The sequence below is a fragment of the Nitrosomonas limosa genome, assembly GCF_054188085.1.
Window position 1 is genome coordinate 2,427,586 of sequence record NZ_CM135180.1, and the last position, 16,194, is coordinate 2,443,779.

A 16,194-nucleotide genomic window follows, 5' to 3' on the forward strand; every position below is an offset into this window, starting at 1 on the left:
TTGAAAATCCCATCAGCTGAGTGTGTAGTCTCTATGAGAGTGGTATGAATCAAAACATGAATGCAAATCCTTCTGTTATTGCACGCGAAACGTTGAAGCAGCTTGCGATACTTAAAATCCCGCCTACGCCAGACAGTTATCACAAGCTATATGAACAAATTGCCGGAAATCCTGGCCATCAAATTTCAGTTTCGACAGCAAAAATGCTTGCGGAGCTTGCGAAAGAGTTTCCACGTCATACAACACCATTGCTTAACTGTGCAAATAATTTGGAACAAGCGGTTACCGAGAAAAGCTGGTTGAAATTTAAATCTGCTTTACTAAAATTTTTGACTGCGGAAAATTTGGATACGGATAGCGCAACACTTCCGGGTCCAGCAAAAAATAAGGCATCTCTTAGTTGGGCGGAAATTATCAGGCAGCTAGTTAATGAAACCAGTAATTCCACCAATAGTGCCATTGCGGCGAAGAAAAAAGAATCGATAGAAAAAATACTCAACGAGTTTTCAGATAACTCTGAGTTGCTTCATGCCAACTTCGTTGGGCTTATTCATTCATGGAAGACTTCTACCGGAAACAAGCAGCAATCCGGAGTAATCGAAGGAAATTTATCGCACGATGAGTTGGTCGATCCTCAATTACAAGGAACGAGTGAAAAAGAAGATATCCTGGCAAAAGAATATGATATTGGCGGGTATGTTGATCAATTGCTTGAATTGATGGCTCAGGTGCTTGATCGTATTATCGCAGGCCAAATTCAGGATGAAGTTCTGGCAGATGAAGCAAAACGATTGGCCCGCCAAGTAACCGGCATACAAAATAAGCTTGGCATGGAACGATTTATTGCTGCTTTTCAGGAATTTTGCAGTAAATGCGAATCCAGTGAAAATAGCAATAGCGAAGTGCAACAGGGCTTGCTTAAATTATTAAATCTGCTGATGGACAGCACGGGGGAATTACTTTCGGAAGATCGTTGGATTAAATCTCAACTGACAAAGTTAAGGAAAGCGATGTCCGGTTCGCTGGATATGAAGGTGATCACCCAAGCAGAAAATTTACTGGAAAAAATAGTTCAAAGGCAAATTAATATCAAGCAAAATCTGGGTGAGACAAAGGAGACCATGCGGAAAATGGTCACTTCACTGATTTCGAGTCTTGAAGAATTATCGGATGCGACAGGTGGCTATCACGATCAGCTAGGATATTATTCAGAGAAGATTAAGCAAACTAAAGATATTAAGGGCCTTAATCAGTTACTTGCCGAATTAGTACAAGAAACTCAGAAAGTACAAAAGAGCGTGCTGAATCATCGTAACGATTTATTGGCTGCACAAAGCGAAATGAATGCTGCGCAGAATCAGATTAATCTGCTTGAGGCGCAGTTGCAGGAAATGAATGAGCAGGTACAGGAAGACCACCTGACTGGTGCATTGAACCGGCGTGGCTTTGATAATGCATTTCGACGTGAAGTGAACTACCTGAGCCACACTCAAGGACTTCTTTGTTTTGCACTGCTGGATATTGATAATTTCAAGCAATTAAACGATACCCACGGCCATCAGGTTGGAGATGATGCGCTGATATATCTAGTAGAAGCAGTTAAGGAAACATTGCGCCGGGAAGATGTGATATCACGTTACGGCGGAGAAGAATTTGCAATTTTGCTTCCAAATACCTCGCTTAAAGAGGCGATATCTACGATTGCAAGAATAAAGCGTTATTTAACCAAGAAATTTTTCTTGCACGGGAACAATCGGTTGCTGATAACGTTTAGTGCCGGTGTGGCTCAATATCAACCTGGTGAGTCTCAAGATAATGTGTTTAAACGGGCTGACGAAGCTTTGTATCGAGCCAAGAGTAATGGAAAGAACCAAATTGTTGCTGCTGAATAATCAATTCTGGGTTCAAACAAACCACATTTTTTCCAGGGTTTTTTCCAAATCATCCAGAGCTGACCCCATAACCAACCCGGCGCAACTATGATATACCCATAACTCGCATGCAATCGGCTGATGCAAGTTCTCTCTTCCACGAATCTTAAATTTGCGCCAAGCCATCACCGGTTGATCTTCCGCAGTGCTATCGACACATAACCACTCGGTCTTATCCAATATGATTTCCAAACCGCGATGCTGTAGCAAGGGGACACGCAGCGGACAACCTAATCGCAGCAACGCAAGGCGTCCCCGGTTATAGCAGAAAGCATCAATTTGCTTGGGATAAATGCGCAATGGGTGAGATAACGTATCGTCCAATTGACTCGATTCCCTTATGTTTTGCTACGTGTTGTATCAGTATCTTTCTTTCCTTCAACAAAAACCCGGCTGGCCCGGATGTCTTCAGCCTCGATTGTCATTAAGTCAATACTGGTCAGCGATTTTTTCCCTCCCGTAAATAGCCGGTTGGCTTGCCGCAGACGGGCTCGATCCAGAGCATTCCTGACCGAGCGAGCATTTGCAAAATATTCCTGAGTCATTCGCAACTGGATATATTCGACGAATGCTTTCTCGCCATCAGAGCTGAATCGGTAATTTTGTGCCGCCAGCATTAGCTTAGCGATTGCAACCAATTCATCGGCGCCGTAATCAGGGAAATCAACGTGATGGGCGATGCGCGAACGCATGCCCGGATTGCTTTGAAAGAATTTATCCATCCGGTCCTTGTATCCCGCCAAAATAACCACCAGATCATCGCGATTGTTTTCCATCGTTTGCAGCAGGATTTCGATCGACTCGGCACCGTAGTCGCGCTCATTTTCCGGCTTGTAAAGGTAGTAGGCTTCATCGATAAATAGCACGCCGCCCATGGCGCGTTTGATCACTTCTTTGGTTTTCGGGGCTGTGTGACCGATGTATTGGCCCACCAAATCATCCCGCGTGACCGAAACCAGATGGCCTTCCCGGACATAACCCAGGCGGTGCAAAATTTCCGACATGCGCGATGCGACCGTAGTTTTGCCGGTACCCGGATTGCCCGTGAAGCACATGTGCAAGCTCGGAGCGCCTGCTGACAATCCCAATTGGTTGCGGACTCGATCCACGAGCAATAAAGCGGCTATTTCATGAATGCGGGTTTTCACCGGTTTTAGCCCGATCAGTTCACGATCCAGTTTATCCAATACTTCATGGATGTTGGATTGCCGAAATTCCGCATCCAGGTCGACCGGTTTTTCGAGTGTTTGCACTTTCAGATTTTCAGATTGCTTAACCATGATAGATCCTTTGAGCCGGGTGATTAGATTCTGAGTATTTTTTTAAGTAACCAAAGCAAATTCAACTTGAAACTGTCAATCGATCGATGGAATTCAGCTTTCAAGTCAACTGAGAGATTGCCAGCCTTGTCGAATTTATTGAATTTGCGATACATCTTTGTGACCCTCTTGCAAGAAAAATGATCGGTTTTGCGATCGGCCGGTAAGCTGATAGCAGTTTTCATACCCTTCTCTCAACAAGCCTGAGAAACGATCGCGTTGGGCGCGATGCTCATTTATCGGGCGTAAGCTCTGTTCTTCCGCCTGTTTTTCATACATCGGCTGTCAAAGAGAAGGGTATTTATTTCAGTAGCGCTCTCCTTCCGGTTTGTCCGTTGCATAAGAATGAATGGAATATTGAACATGCCTGCCTGCCGTTTCCTGGCGAACCAAACCGAAACCGGGCTCTTTATCCGGCCGGTTAACGATGTATGACATCGTCGGGCTTTCAACGCCGCGGGTCGAATTGAAAGCCGTTACGCGGATATAATGATTAGGAAACGTTTTGCGGCAATTGTTAATTTCGAGCAGAATTCCCGCGGGATCTTTCAAGTCGAACATGGGATTGCCATACATTTCCCAGAAGGTATTGCGCGGATGCGGATCATCGGTATATTCGATGCCGATCGCCCAACCGTTGTTTAACGCATATTTGATTTGCGCGGAAATTTGCTTATCCGTGAGCGGCGGTAGAAACGAGAATTGGCCTTGCGTAAGGCAATTTCCGGTATTTGTCATCATGATATTGTCTCCTTGAGCAGATTACACATTGGCGGTCGCGGATGGCACAAAGTCTGCAGTATCCGTGGATTCGTAATTGAAGGTAATATCCTTCCAGGTATCTAGCGCCAGTTTCAGCGGTGTGCACCATTTGGCGGCGTCGGAGAGAATCTTCGGCCCCTCTTTGACGTAGTCGCGGCCTTCATTGCGGGCCAGGATCATGGCTTCGAGCGCGACGCGGTTTGCCGTTGCGCCAGCCTGAATACCTTGCGGATGACCGATGGTGCCGCCGCCGAATTGCAGTACTACATCTTCACCCAGATAGTCGAGTAACTGGTGCATTTGGCCGGCATGAATACCGCCGGATGCGACAGGCATCACTTTTCTCAGCGAGGCCCATTCCTGATCAAAGAACAAGCCGTGTTCAAGGCTCGTTTGAGTGTTGCTTTCACGCAAGGTATCGTAGAAGCCTTTGATCATTAGCGGGTCGCCTTCCAGTTTTCCGACTACGGTACCGGCATGGATGTGATCAACCCCGGCCATGCGCATCCATTTACAGATTACCCGGAAGTTCATACCGTGGTTCTTCTGCCGCGAATAGGTCGAATTTCCGGCACGGTGCAAGTGCAGGATCATGTCGTTCTTACGCGCCCACTTCGCCATGGACTGAATGGCGGTGTAGCCGACCACCAGGTCGATCATGATAATGACCGAACCGAGCGATTTGGCGAATTCGGCGCGTTCGTACATGTCTTCCATAGTCGCTGCAGTAACATTCAAATAATGCCCTTTGACCTCCCCGGTAGCAGCCGAAGCCTTATTAACCGCTTCCATGCAGAATAAGAAACGGTCGCGCCAATGCATGAAAGGCTGGGAATTGATGTTTTCATCGTCTTTCATGAAATCGAGTCCGCCTTTCAGGCCTTCGTAGACTACCCGGCCATAGTTACGTCCCGATAATCCCAACTTAGGCTTGGTGGTGGCGCCGAGCAGTGGCCGGCCAAATTTATCCAGGCGCTCGCGTTCGACCACAATACCGGTAGCCGGTCCCTGAAAGGTTTTGAGGTAAGCGACCGGAATGCGCATGTCCTCCAGGCGCAACGCTTTAACCGCTTTAAAACCGAATACATTACCGATGATCGAGGCGGTTAAGTTGGCGATCGATCCTTCTTCAAACAAATCCAGATCGTAGGCGATATAGGCGAAATACTGCTGATCGGTTTTCGTGCCCGGGCCGGTATTGGGTACCGGATCAACCCGGTAGGCTTTGGCGCGATACAGTTCGCATGCAGTCAGGCGATCGGTCCAGACGACCGTCCAGGTCGCGGTGGAAGATTCACCGGCGACAGCGGCCGCCGCTTCTTCCGGCTCAACGCCAGCTTGAGGCGTAATCCGGAACAATGCGATGACATCGGTATCTTTGGGGATATAATCCGGCTCCCAGTAACCCATCTTTTTATAAGGGATGACGCCGGATTTGTAACGTTCTTTACCTTCTTTGATCGTTTCTGAAGCCATAATGATCTCCATGTGGTTGTGAAATGAACCCGCACGGTAGATGGTTTGAGTCAGGAGGTTTTTACCAGCGGGTTAAAAATAGTGTAGAATTTTTGAACCATAAACAAAAATAAATTGTTTCAATGATATTGATAGATTAAAACCTATTGTATCGAAATGAGGAGGCTGCTATGCGTCACAGTACAATCCGGCAACTGGAGGTTTTTGAAGCGATTGCGCGCTTAAAAAGCTTTACTCGCGCGGCGGAAGAATTGTTTCTGACGCAACCGACGGTGTCGATGCAAATCAAGAAACTGACCGATGATATTGGTTTGCCGCTGTTTGAACAGGTCGGCAAAAAAATTTATCTGACGGAGGCTGGTAAAGAGTTATATCAAACTTGCCTTGGAATTTTTGAACACTTTTCCCGCTTCGAGATGACTGTTTCGAACATGAAAGGCTTGAAATCGGGGAAATTGCGTCTGGCGGTGGTAACGACTGCAAAATACTTCACGCCGCGGCTATTGGGCACATTTTGTCAACAGTATCCTGGCATTGATGTTTCCTTAAAAGTCACCAATCAAGAGCGAGTTTTGGAGCGTTTGACCGGAAACCAGGATGATTTGTGTATTCTAGGGCAGGTTCCGGAATCGATTGATGCGGTTGCCGAAGTTTTTCTGGATAATCCACTGGTCATGCTGGCGACAGCAGATCATCCACTGGCCAATCAAAAGAACATTAGCATCGATCGGATTTGCGAAGAATTTTTTATCATGCGTGAACCGGGTTCCGGAACGCGCATGGCAACCGAGCGGTTTTTCAACGACCATAACAAGAAACTGAAAGTCCGGATGGAATTAGGCAGCAACGAAGCGATCAAGCAAGCGATCGTCGGACGATTGGGCATAGCGGTGTTGTCTCGTCATACGTTGGCGCTGGATGCGCCGATGGGGCAACTGGCGGAATTAGACGTTGAAGGTTTTCCGATCCAACGGCACTGGTATTTCGCGTATCCGGCGGGTAAGCAACTATCGGTTGTGGCGCAGGCATTCCTGGAATACCTAAGGCATGCCGATGATTTTCTCGAGGATTTATCGTGCCGCCATGCCATTTCCGGGCATTGTCCGCTGCTTAAGAATAGTTAAGCGATTAAATCCAATGACTTGCTGAATTTCTCGAATAATCACTTTAACTTGTTGAAATAGGGAGGGTGCGATGACTCAGTATATCGCTTGGTTTGATCAGTTGAACATGCACGATGTCGCTTCGGTCGGCGGCAAGAATGCTTCGCTGGGGGAAATGATCAGCCGTTTGTCGCAAGCCGGCGTTAATGTACCGAACGGTTTTGCTACGACAACGTTGGCGTACCGGGAGTTTTTGCAAACTAACGGCTTGGTCGAGCGCATCAACAGTTTGCTGGCCGGGTTGGATGTCGATGACATCAACGCACTCACGGCCGCCGGTAAAACGATTCGCGGTTGGGTACTCGACGCTGTAATACCGGACGCTATTCAGACAGCAATTACGCAGGCGTATGAGAAACTCGCCACCAGCAGCGGCGAAGATATTTCATTTGCGGTGCGCTCCTCTGCGACGGCCGAGGATTTGGCCGATGCGTCGTTTGCCGGGCAGCAGGAGACGTTGCTGAACGTGCAGGGCATACCGCATATTCTGGCGGCGGTCAAAACGGTGTTCGCATCGTTGTATAACGATCGCGCTATCGCCTACCGCGTGCATCAAAATTTCCCGCATGAAAAAGTGTATTTGTCTGCCGGTATCCAAAAAATGGTGCGTAGCGATCTTGGCGCCAGCGGGGTGATGTTCACGCTTGATACCGAATCCGGCTTCCGCGATGCGATTTTTATCACGTCGGCGTATGGGTTGGGTGAAACCATCGTGCAGGGCACAGTCAATCCCGATGAATTTTATGTGTATAAACGCGCCCTCGCAGACGGAAAGCCTGCGATCCTATCACGGCGGCTAGGCAGTAAAGCGATTGAAATGGTGTATGCCGACAAAAACAATGGCAGCGATGCTTTTACGTTGACGCGCGAAGTCGAGTCCGCCCGGCGCAATCGCTTCTCGCTCACAGATGCGCAAGTTGAAGCCCTGGCGCGTCAGGCAGTGATCATTGAGCAGCACTATGGCCGTCCGATGGATATCGAATGGGCGCTGGATGGCCGGGACGGGCAGCTGTATATCGTGCAAGCGCGGCCTGAAACAGTCGAAAGCCGTGCTGCGCCAGTGCTTGAGCGATTCAAACTGAGCGGCAGCGGGACCGTTTTGGCGGAAGGCCGCGCCATCGGCAGCAAAATCGGCCAAGGCACAGCCCGCTTGATTGCCGGAGCCGATCAAATGCACTTGGTAAAACCGGGTGATGTGTTGGTGACCGATATGACCGATCCGGACTGGGAGCCGATTATGAAGCGTGCATCCGCAATCGTCACCAACCGTGGCGGGCGCACCTGCCATGCGGCGATCATCGCGCGCGAAATGGGCATTCCGGCGGTGGTTGGCTGCGGTAATGCCACGGCGTCGATTAAAGATGGAGCGCCAATAACGGTTTCTTGCGCGGATGGCGACACCGGACTGGTTTATGAGGGTCTGCTGCCGTTCGAGCATAGCGTGGCGGATTCCGGTGAGTTACCGGATGTGCCGCTAAAAATCATGATGAACGTCGGCAATCCATCGCACGCTTTCTCTTTTGCGCGCATGCCGAATCAAGGCGTGGGTCTGGCGCGGTTGGAATTCATTATCAACAACATGATCGGCATTCATCCCAAGGCGTTGCTGGAATTCGAACGCTTGCCGGACGACTTGAAACAAACGATTGGCGGGCGCATTGCTGGTTACGCAAACCCCATCGATTTTTACGTCGAGAAATTGACCGAAGGCATCGCCACGCTGGCGGCGGCGTTTTATCCGCACCCGGTGATTGTGCGCACTTCCGATTTTAAATCGAACGAATACGCGAATCTGCTGGCGGGGAACCGTTACGAGCCGCACGAAGAAAACCCGATGATTGGTTTCCGCGGCGCTTCTCGGTATGTGTCGCCCGATTTCCGCGATTGTTTTGAGCTCGAATGCCGGGCGTTGCGCAAGGTGCGCGATGCAATGGGTTTGATTAACGTCGAGATCATGATCCCGTTTTGCCGCACGCTGGAAGAAGCCGCGCAAGTAACCGAGTTGCTGGCGTCGCAGGGATTGAAACGCGGCAGCAACGGCTTGCGGCTGATCATGATGTGCGAAATTCCGTCGAATGCCGTGCTGGCAGAGGAATTCTTGCAGTACTTTGACGGCTTCTCGATTGGTTCGAACGATATGACGCAACTGACGCTCGGTGTTGACCGCGATTCCGCGCTGGTGTCGCAGGTGTTCGATGAGCGCAATCCGGCAGTGAAAAAATTGCTGAAAATGGCGATCGATGCGTGCCGCAAGCAAGGCAAATATATCGGTATTTGCGGCCAAGGGCCATCCGATTACCCGGATTTTGCCGCCTGGTTATATGAGCAAGGCATTAGCAGCCTGTCGCTGAATCCTGATACGGTGGTGCAAACCTGGTTGGATATTGGCCGCTTGAGCAAGCACTGATGACGCAAAAAAGGACGGTTTTTTATTTATCCGACCGCACCGGCATCACCGCGGAAACGTTGGGCCACAGTTTGTTGACCCAGTTTGACGGCATCGCCTGGAATGCCGTGAACGTGCCGTTTCTGGACGATCTCGACAAAGCCAGGATGGTATTGATGCAAATCAATCAGGCTGCGGAGCGCGACGGTCACCGCCCGCTGGTTTTCAGCACGTTGCAGCAACCGGAAATACTCGATGTGATTAAACAAGGCAATTGCCGCGTTTACGATTTTTTCGAAGCGTTTACCCATCCGGTCGAAGAAGAATTGCGTCAACCATCCGCGCGCAAAGCCGGACGTTCGCACGGTTTGCAGGATGACCTGACGTACTTCAAGCGGATCGACGCGATTAATTATGTGCTGGCGCATGACGACGGCATCAATCCCAAGCATTTCGCGCAAGCCGACATTATCCTGATTGGCGTGTCGCGTTCCGGAAAAACGCCGACCTGCCTGTATTTAGGCTTGCAATATGGCATCGCCGCTGCCAATTATCCGCTGACACCGGACGATATGAATGTGCAACAGCTTCCCGTTGTACTGCAACCGGTTAAACACAAACTATTTGGTTTAACGCTCACCCCGGCGCAACTGCACTCCATCCGCCAGCAACGCCGCCCAGACAGCCAATACGCCTCGCTGACGCAATGCCAACAGGAAATCCAGTGGCAAGAAGCGCTGTTCAACCGGTTCGATATCCGGTATCTGAATACCACGCGCATCTCCATCGAGGAAATCAGTGCAATAATTCTCGACCGCTGCGGGTTAAAACGGCAGTTGTATGGATAACAATCTTTTAGAGTGTAAATGTTAAACATGCACCTCCAATTAATCTTCTTCTTCTACTTGTTATTTTATTTTTTGAATTAACAAGTTCCTGAGTTCTTTTTAACTGATTAAATGCTTGTGTTGCACTGGATATATCAGATTTTGTATTTTTTGCTTCAATAATTGTAACTGTTACTTTTTCATCATATATTTCCAAAATTACTCCATCCCAATCATCCTTGATGCTGTTGTCACCACCATCTTTTTTACTGATGTGAAACTTCTCAATCGAGCATGCAAGAAATAGAGCTTTTGATTTTTTAATATAATTTAGTAATACATTAAGTTCATGAATCCTATCATTTTCTAATTTCTGGGGATTGTGATTTATTATTTCTAATAAGTTGTTTGTAATTGAGTCGTGAACACTACCATCAACAAGTTGTAACTTTAATCCAATTGAGTCAACTCCTTGTTGGGGTATTGCTTCGGAGACTGTGCCAACAAATTCTTCAGGAAGAATATACTTAATAAGGCCGTTAAATATACTTTCCAGAGCTGGATGAGTTGGTTTAATAATCTCATCCTGAAACTTTCTTCTAAATTCATGTAAGACTTTGTTTTTAAGTTCTTTATCTACGTTCGGCGGAAATTTTATGTTTCGTAATCTATGCTTTATTTGAGCTTCAATTAAACGAATAATCCATTTTGAAGTTCTGATACACAAATTGGAGATAGAAGCAGTCCCTTTGGAAAAATTATTGTACAAAAGATCTATATGTATCTTTCTTGAGTAAGGATTACGTACCACTGAAACATACGTATCACCCTCTGTACTAAGTAATTTTTCTAATGTACTTGATATTTCATATAAATCTTTTCCCAAGATATGACCTAAACGTGTATCTGGAAAAGTCAATCTAGCTAAGTTACCCAGCTCGTTTACTTTAGGTTGCCCGAAACCGTTACTCATAAGGTTGGGAAAGAACTCATTGAAAGAGTCAATTGTTGACAATCGTGGAGCATATTTTTTATTCAGCTTTATCTTGGAGTTAACTTCATACAATTTTTGAGCTGCAACAGAACGTGGATGTAAATAAATTTCATCTGCCAACCAAGATGCTGTTTGTTCTAGTAATCTCAAGAACTCTGTTTTCTCGTTAGTTCCTTGCATTAAAGAATCAAGATCCATCAAAACACCTGGAATTTGATATCTAATCGGATGGTGTGAGTAATACGCATCTAACGCAACTATGCTTATAAGTCTTATTCTAGAAAATAAGCTTCGTAATCGATAAATTTTGTACCTATCGCTAGAATTTTTTATTTCTAGTTCTTGGATTGGTAATAATAAGGCTTCGAGTATTCTGAACAATTTGCTTTTAAGTCTTGATCGTGGAGGTAAGCGGAGTACTTTGTGGAATGATAATATCCAGTGAAAGTTGTCATCCTCATAGTTATCAATGACATTTTGTGTCCACTTTTTAAGTTTCGAAGGAATGCTGGAAACAAGTACGTTTCTAAATATTTGGTTATCGCGCGCATGATTTAGTAAAGATTTCTCTACACCAAAAGTATATTGTGCGTGTCCCGCATTACTAAGAAGCGCCCAACATTTCAATAATTCTTCACCAGAGGAAATTTTATTGCTTAATTTGGGGACAAAAACTTTACCACTTAAAGCATATCCTTCCTTACCTCTGTGAAACTTTGGCAATAAATTAATAACTGCACATTGAAGCAACAAATACTCCAATCGAGAATGATTTACTCCCGTGAAGACTTTTGCAGTAATGCCTAAATGAGGAACTCTATCTAATCGACTTAATTCATTGTCACTAAGAAACTCGAGAACTTCTTTGGATTCATCATAAAAAGGGATAACATAACTTCCCAATGTAGGTAGCGTAGCTTCTATTCTTTTCATACATTAAGAAGTAAGAAAATTTATTAATTCTTTCTGGGTTCTCCCCGCGCTTTTTGGAGATTAGTAGCTTGGGGATCGTTTTAGTAACTTACTGTGTACAGAAAGGGGTTTAATTTCATTCCAAGAGATTCAACTATATAATATATTTATTTTTTTTGTTGAAGTTTGATCTATTCCAGTTTGCACGGAGTAATATCCGATGCATGTCACTATGTTGTTGTCAATTCTGAACTCAATTTAAATAAGTAAGAACAAATGCTGCGAGCCAATTGGATGCTAAAGTTATAATCGCACTAATTATTTGTCTTCAACCACCACATTCTTCTTAACAATCGCTTGCGACCGTTCGATTTTCACCGTGTCTTTTTTGATCTGCTCGACTGTTTTGCTGTCCACCTGAGTGGTGTATTTGATGCTGATGCTGTGTTCGCCGACCGGGACGTTGCTGAGCATGAAGAATCCTTGATCGTCGGCTATCGTATGAATTTGCGGCGATTCGGATAGGAAAACCTCGGTTTTCAGCGGGGTGACGTTCTTGAATGCTATTACCCCGGCAATCGCGCCGTATTGCGGTCCTTCGGCGCTTGCGGGAGAAATTTTATTGGCGACCGAGCGTACCATCAGCAGGATGGTTTCCGACGCGAATCCGGCGACGAATGCCAACGCGACCGAGTTAGTCAGATTGCTCGGTTCGATCAAGTAATAGGCCAGAATCGCCAGGAAAGGCGCGGAGATGAATTGCACGATCTGAAAAATCAGGTGCTCGCGGAATTCGTATTGCGTCAGGCGCGGTTGATGTTTGGTGGCGATATGTTCATCGCTGACCTGCTTTTGCAATTCCGGTAAGCGGCGGGTCAGACTGATGCTGCCCCCCATCAATGCCAGAATGATGAAATAAAGCGGGATCATCAAACCATCGCTGACCTGGCAGGCCGCTGCTTTTTTGTTTCCCGGTTCTTCTTCGTCGCAATGGTTAATATAGCCGCCGATGTTAATCACCCAGGTGCCGACCACTTTTTCCGGCGGTTGTTGTTCTCCTTTGGTGTTTATCCGCGGTTTGAAGCAGCTTAAATGCTTATCTTTGTTGTCGAGCGAGCAACCGATAAATACTGCAATCGGCTGATCGCGCAGTGTTTCTATGGGTTTGTTTTTAAATTCATTGATAAATGGATAAAAAGTCAGCAGCAGCGACAGCAGCATGAAGCTATAAGCAAAGATCATCCATTTATAACGCTGATGCGACCGTTGCTTTTCCAGTGTTTCCTTTTCCTCCGGTGTAATTCCTTCAGCCGGAATATAAACGATGGGGTCGGCGAATATTTGCACGAAAATGATGCAGGTGAAAATGACACCCGGCAAAATCGGAATGGCGAATGCATCCGATTCCTGGTTGGCGCGAAACAGGGCGATGGCAAAGTACACCAGATTAAAGCCATACGCCAGAAACCAAAACCATTGCTGGCGGACGATTTTCGGTAAAAGCGTTATCAGGGGGTCGAACAGGTTACCGGCTTGATCGGGCTGCTTGACTTCAGCTTTTGCGGTGTCGGGCGTTTTATGGTCATTCATCGTCTTGATCCTTTCTTATTGTCCACGGTGAGTCAAACAATCCGGTGAAGCGATTAGCCGTCCAATTTCAACGGGCTTGCCAAGGTTTTTATCGTATCTTCGCAAAATTGGCAATATGCAGTTGATATTTTTTGTAAAATTCCGTAGGCCGCATTGCCGGGAATTCTCCGGAACCGCTCATTTTAGGAACTATTCATGATGAACTTTACCTTCATTCCGATCACTGTCGGGATCAGTCTGTTTTTCGGCATGTTGCTGTTTTATGTAATGGGCAGGCGACTCGGATTCAAGCATTTGAACAAAGATGCGGAAACAGACGGCAAGCCGAGTGCCGGTACCATCGAAGCCGCCATTTTCGCGCTATTCGGACTGCTGATTGCGTTTACATTCTCCGGTGCCGCATCCAGGTTTGACGACCGCCGTCATCTGATCGCCGAGGAAACCAACGCCATCGGTACCGCGTACTTGCGGCTGGATATCATAGATGCGAATGTGCGCGATGAATTGCAGACTTTGTTTCGCCGTTATACCGATTCCCGTTTGGCGTACTATAAAAAAATTCCCGATATGGCTGCTGCACAGCACGAATGGGATAACAGCATGACGCTGCAGAATACGATCTGGACGCAAGCGGTAGCTGCTTGCCGCATGCAAAATACTCCGTCCGCTTGCGTGGTGCTACTTCCGGCGCTGAATGCGATGATCGACATTACCACGACGCGTAAGATGGCGATGATGATGCATCCGCCCAAGATCATTTTTGTGTTGTTGTTTGTGTTTGCCTACGGCTGTTCGTTCATCGCCGGTTACGGCGCGGCCAGAAATCGCCCGCATCGCTGGGTTCATCCGGTGGTGTTTGCGACGATGACGGCGATTGCGGTGTATGTTATAGTTGACATCGAGTATCCGCGGTTTGGCGTGATCCGCGTCGATGCGGCGGACCAGATTCTGATCGAACTGCGTGAGAGCATGAACCGGAAAGATGATTAATTCCGGGTAAACCGGGATTTCATCAGCGAAACCGGCTATTTTCCGCGCATAAACAATTTATCCAGCTCCGCCAGATTGGTTTCAAACCAGGTTGGACGGCCGTGATTGCATTGATCGGCGCGTTCGGTTTGCTCCATTTCGCGCAGCAGCGCATTCATTTCTTCAAGTGTTAATTTGCGGTTGGCGCGGACTGCGCCGTGACAGGCCATGGTGGCAAGAATTTCATTACGCTTGGCGGTGAGAATCTGGCTGGCGCCGTATTCACGGATCTCTTGCAATAGATCGCGAGCGAGCTGAACGGCATCGGCTTCTTTCAAAGCTGCTGGTACAGCGCGTACAGTCAGGGTGGTGGGTGACAGGACGGCGATATCGAATCCCAACTGCGCCAGCGCCTCATGATTCTCTTCCACCGCGGCGACTTCCAAGCTACCGGCATGAAACACAGCGGGGATCAACAACGGTTGCATCGAAATCTGATCCCGATTGAACGATTGTTTCAATTGTTCGTACAGAATGCGTTCGTGCGCGGCATGCATGTCGACCACCACCAGCCCGCGGGCATTCTGCGCCAGGATATAGATGCCATGTAATTGCCCCAGGGCAAAGCCAAGCGGGTAGTCGTCTTTTTCTTCATCGGTTGCGGCAGGCCGCGGAGATGCCGCAGTGGCGGCGGCAAATGAAGGATTTCTCGGTGTTGTTGGCGTGCGCGATTCCGTACCGAACAACGTACCGTAAAAACCGGCCGGTTGCGATACCCTGGCGGGCTGCATGGGATCGGCTCTCGGGTACGCCGCAAACGGCCGGGTTCCAGGCGCAGGTTCGCTGGTGTGCGTTTTTTGTTCTCTTTGCGGCGATGCCAATACCTTGTTGATCGCGTGAAAAATGAATTGATGCAATGCGCGCGCTTCGCGGAATCGGACTTCGGTTTTACTCGGATGTACATTGACATCAATGCTTTCAGGATCTATTTCAAGAAACAACACAAATGCCGGATGCCGATCCAGATGCAGCACATCGCGATAGGCTTCGCGCAATGCATGTGAAATCAGCTTATCGCTGACGAAACGGCTGTTGACAAAAAAATACTGCATATCGCGCGATGATCTGGCGAAAGCGGGCAATGCGACCATACCGGTCAGGCGCATACCGGCGGATTGCTCATCCACCAACGCGGCTGCTTGATTGAATTCATCGCCAAGAAGCGCAGAGATTCGTTGCGGCATGCCGGCGGCGCGCAAATGGCGGCGTACCTTGCCGTTGTGCTGCAACACGAACTCAATATTGGCTTGCGAGAGCGCAATGCGTTTGAAGGTTTCGTCGCAGTGCGCGAATTCGGTGGCTTCAGACTTCAGGAATTTGCGCCGGGCCGGAATATTGAAGTACAAATCGTTGACATCCACAATGGTGCCTTGCGTCAACGCCGCCGGTGCCGGTTGGGAAGCCACAGGGCCTTCGGCACTAATTTCCCAGGCATGTGCTTGACCTTGCTGTTGGCTGGTGAGTGTCAACTTGGCAACGGCGGCGATACTGGCCAACGCCTCGCCGCGGAAACCCAGGCTGGTGATTTTGTGCAAATCTTCCAGCGTGCTGATTTTGCTGGTGCTATGGCGCGTCAGCGCCAGTAGTAATTCATCTTTGGCAATACCTGCACCGTCATCGGCGACACGGATTTGTTTGACACCGCCTTGTTGCAGTTGCACGGTAATTTTGCCCGCGCCAGCGTCGATGCTGTTTTCAAGGATTTCCTTGAGTGCCGAAGCCGGGCGCTCCACCACTTCGCCGGCGGCGATTTGGTTAATCAGTAATTCGGGCAGCGGTTTGATCGACGGCATAAGAAACTGTAA

General features: G+C 47.9%; 12 protein-coding genes. 5 read left to right on the forward strand and 7 right to left on the reverse strand.

Features of this window, described 5'->3' with window-relative positions:
• Positions 1 to 44 precede the first annotated feature (44 nt).
• Complete coding sequence (locus ACV7NC_RS11240) at positions 45 to 1,892, forward strand: diguanylate cyclase (protein ID WP_458152661.1); 1,848 nt, start codon at positions 45 to 47, stop codon at positions 1,890 to 1,892.
• Between the two features lie 12 nt (positions 1,893 to 1,904).
• On the opposite strand, the gene ACV7NC_RS11245 is transcribed toward ACV7NC_RS11240, so the two are convergent.
• The 4 genes from ACV7NC_RS11245 to ACV7NC_RS11260 all read right to left on the reverse strand — a co-directional run bounded on the left by ACV7NC_RS11245 (position 1,905) and on the right by ACV7NC_RS11260 (position 5,488).
• A complete protein-coding gene (locus ACV7NC_RS11245) occupies positions 1,905 to 2,255 on the reverse strand; it encodes a hypothetical protein (RefSeq protein WP_458152662.1) in 351 nt (116 codons plus the stop codon).
• Between the two features lie 14 nt (positions 2,256 to 2,269).
• Complete coding sequence (cbbX, locus tag ACV7NC_RS11250; protein WP_458152663.1) at positions 2,270 to 3,211, reverse strand: CbbX protein; 942 nt, start codon at positions 3,209 to 3,211, stop codon at positions 2,270 to 2,272.
• Positions 3,212 to 3,556: 345 nt separating this feature from the next.
• Positions 3,557 to 3,991, reverse strand: coding sequence for a ribulose bisphosphate carboxylase small subunit (locus ACV7NC_RS11255; protein ID WP_458152664.1), 435 nt, complete (start codon positions 3,989 to 3,991; stop codon positions 3,557 to 3,559).
• A 21-nt stretch (positions 3,992 to 4,012) separates the two neighbouring features.
• Positions 4,013 to 5,488 carry a ribulose-bisphosphate carboxylase large subunit gene (locus ACV7NC_RS11260; RefSeq protein ID WP_458152665.1) on the reverse strand — a complete coding sequence of 492 codons (1,476 nt, stop codon included), beginning with the start codon at positions 5,486 to 5,488 and terminating at the stop codon, positions 4,013 to 4,015.
• 170 nt (positions 5,489 to 5,658) lie between these two features.
• Here ACV7NC_RS11260 and ACV7NC_RS11265 point away from each other — a divergent pair, with 170 nt between their 5' ends.
• The 3 genes from ACV7NC_RS11265 to ppsR all read left to right on the forward strand — a co-directional run bounded on the left by ACV7NC_RS11265 (position 5,659) and on the right by ppsR (position 9,885).
• Positions 5,659 to 6,612 (forward strand): LysR substrate-binding domain-containing protein, encoded by a 954-nt coding sequence (locus ACV7NC_RS11265; protein WP_458152667.1) that lies wholly within the window; start codon positions 5,659 to 5,661, stop codon positions 6,610 to 6,612.
• A gap of 70 nt (positions 6,613 to 6,682) precedes the next feature.
• Positions 6,683 to 9,058 carry a phosphoenolpyruvate synthase gene (gene ppsA / locus ACV7NC_RS11270; protein WP_458152668.1) on the forward strand — a complete coding sequence of 792 codons (2,376 nt, stop codon included), beginning with the start codon at positions 6,683 to 6,685 and terminating at the stop codon, positions 9,056 to 9,058.
• Positions 9,058 to 9,885 carry a posphoenolpyruvate synthetase regulatory kinase/phosphorylase PpsR gene (gene ppsR / locus ACV7NC_RS11275; protein WP_458152669.1) on the forward strand — a complete coding sequence of 276 codons (828 nt, stop codon included), beginning with the start codon at positions 9,058 to 9,060 and terminating at the stop codon, positions 9,883 to 9,885. The genes ppsA and ppsR overlap by 1 nt, the downstream gene beginning before the upstream one ends.
• Positions 9,886 to 9,892: 7 nt before the next feature.
• Here the strand turns inward: ppsR and ACV7NC_RS11280 are convergent, their stop codons facing one another.
• Positions 9,893 to 11,791 (reverse strand): hypothetical protein, encoded by a 1,899-nt coding sequence (locus ACV7NC_RS11280; RefSeq protein WP_458152670.1) that lies wholly within the window; start codon positions 11,789 to 11,791, stop codon positions 9,893 to 9,895.
• 297 nt (positions 11,792 to 12,088) lie between these two features.
• Positions 12,089 to 13,360, reverse strand: a complete 1,272-nt coding sequence (locus ACV7NC_RS11285) for a hypothetical protein (RefSeq protein ID WP_458152671.1) — start codon at positions 13,358 to 13,360, stop codon at positions 12,089 to 12,091.
• 195 nt (positions 13,361 to 13,555) lie between these two features.
• Between ACV7NC_RS11285 and ACV7NC_RS11290 the strand changes: the two genes are divergently transcribed.
• Entirely contained in the window at positions 13,556 to 14,350 is a 795-nt protein-coding gene (locus tag ACV7NC_RS11290) for a bestrophin-like domain (RefSeq protein ID WP_458152672.1), read from the forward strand.
• Between the two features lie 35 nt (positions 14,351 to 14,385).
• On the opposite strand, the gene mutL is transcribed toward ACV7NC_RS11290, so the two are convergent.
• On the reverse strand, positions 14,386 to 16,182 hold the full coding sequence (gene mutL, locus ACV7NC_RS11295) for a DNA mismatch repair endonuclease MutL (protein WP_458152673.1): 1,797 nt from the start codon (positions 16,180 to 16,182) through the stop codon (positions 14,386 to 14,388).
• Positions 16,183 to 16,194: the final 12 nt, after the last annotated feature.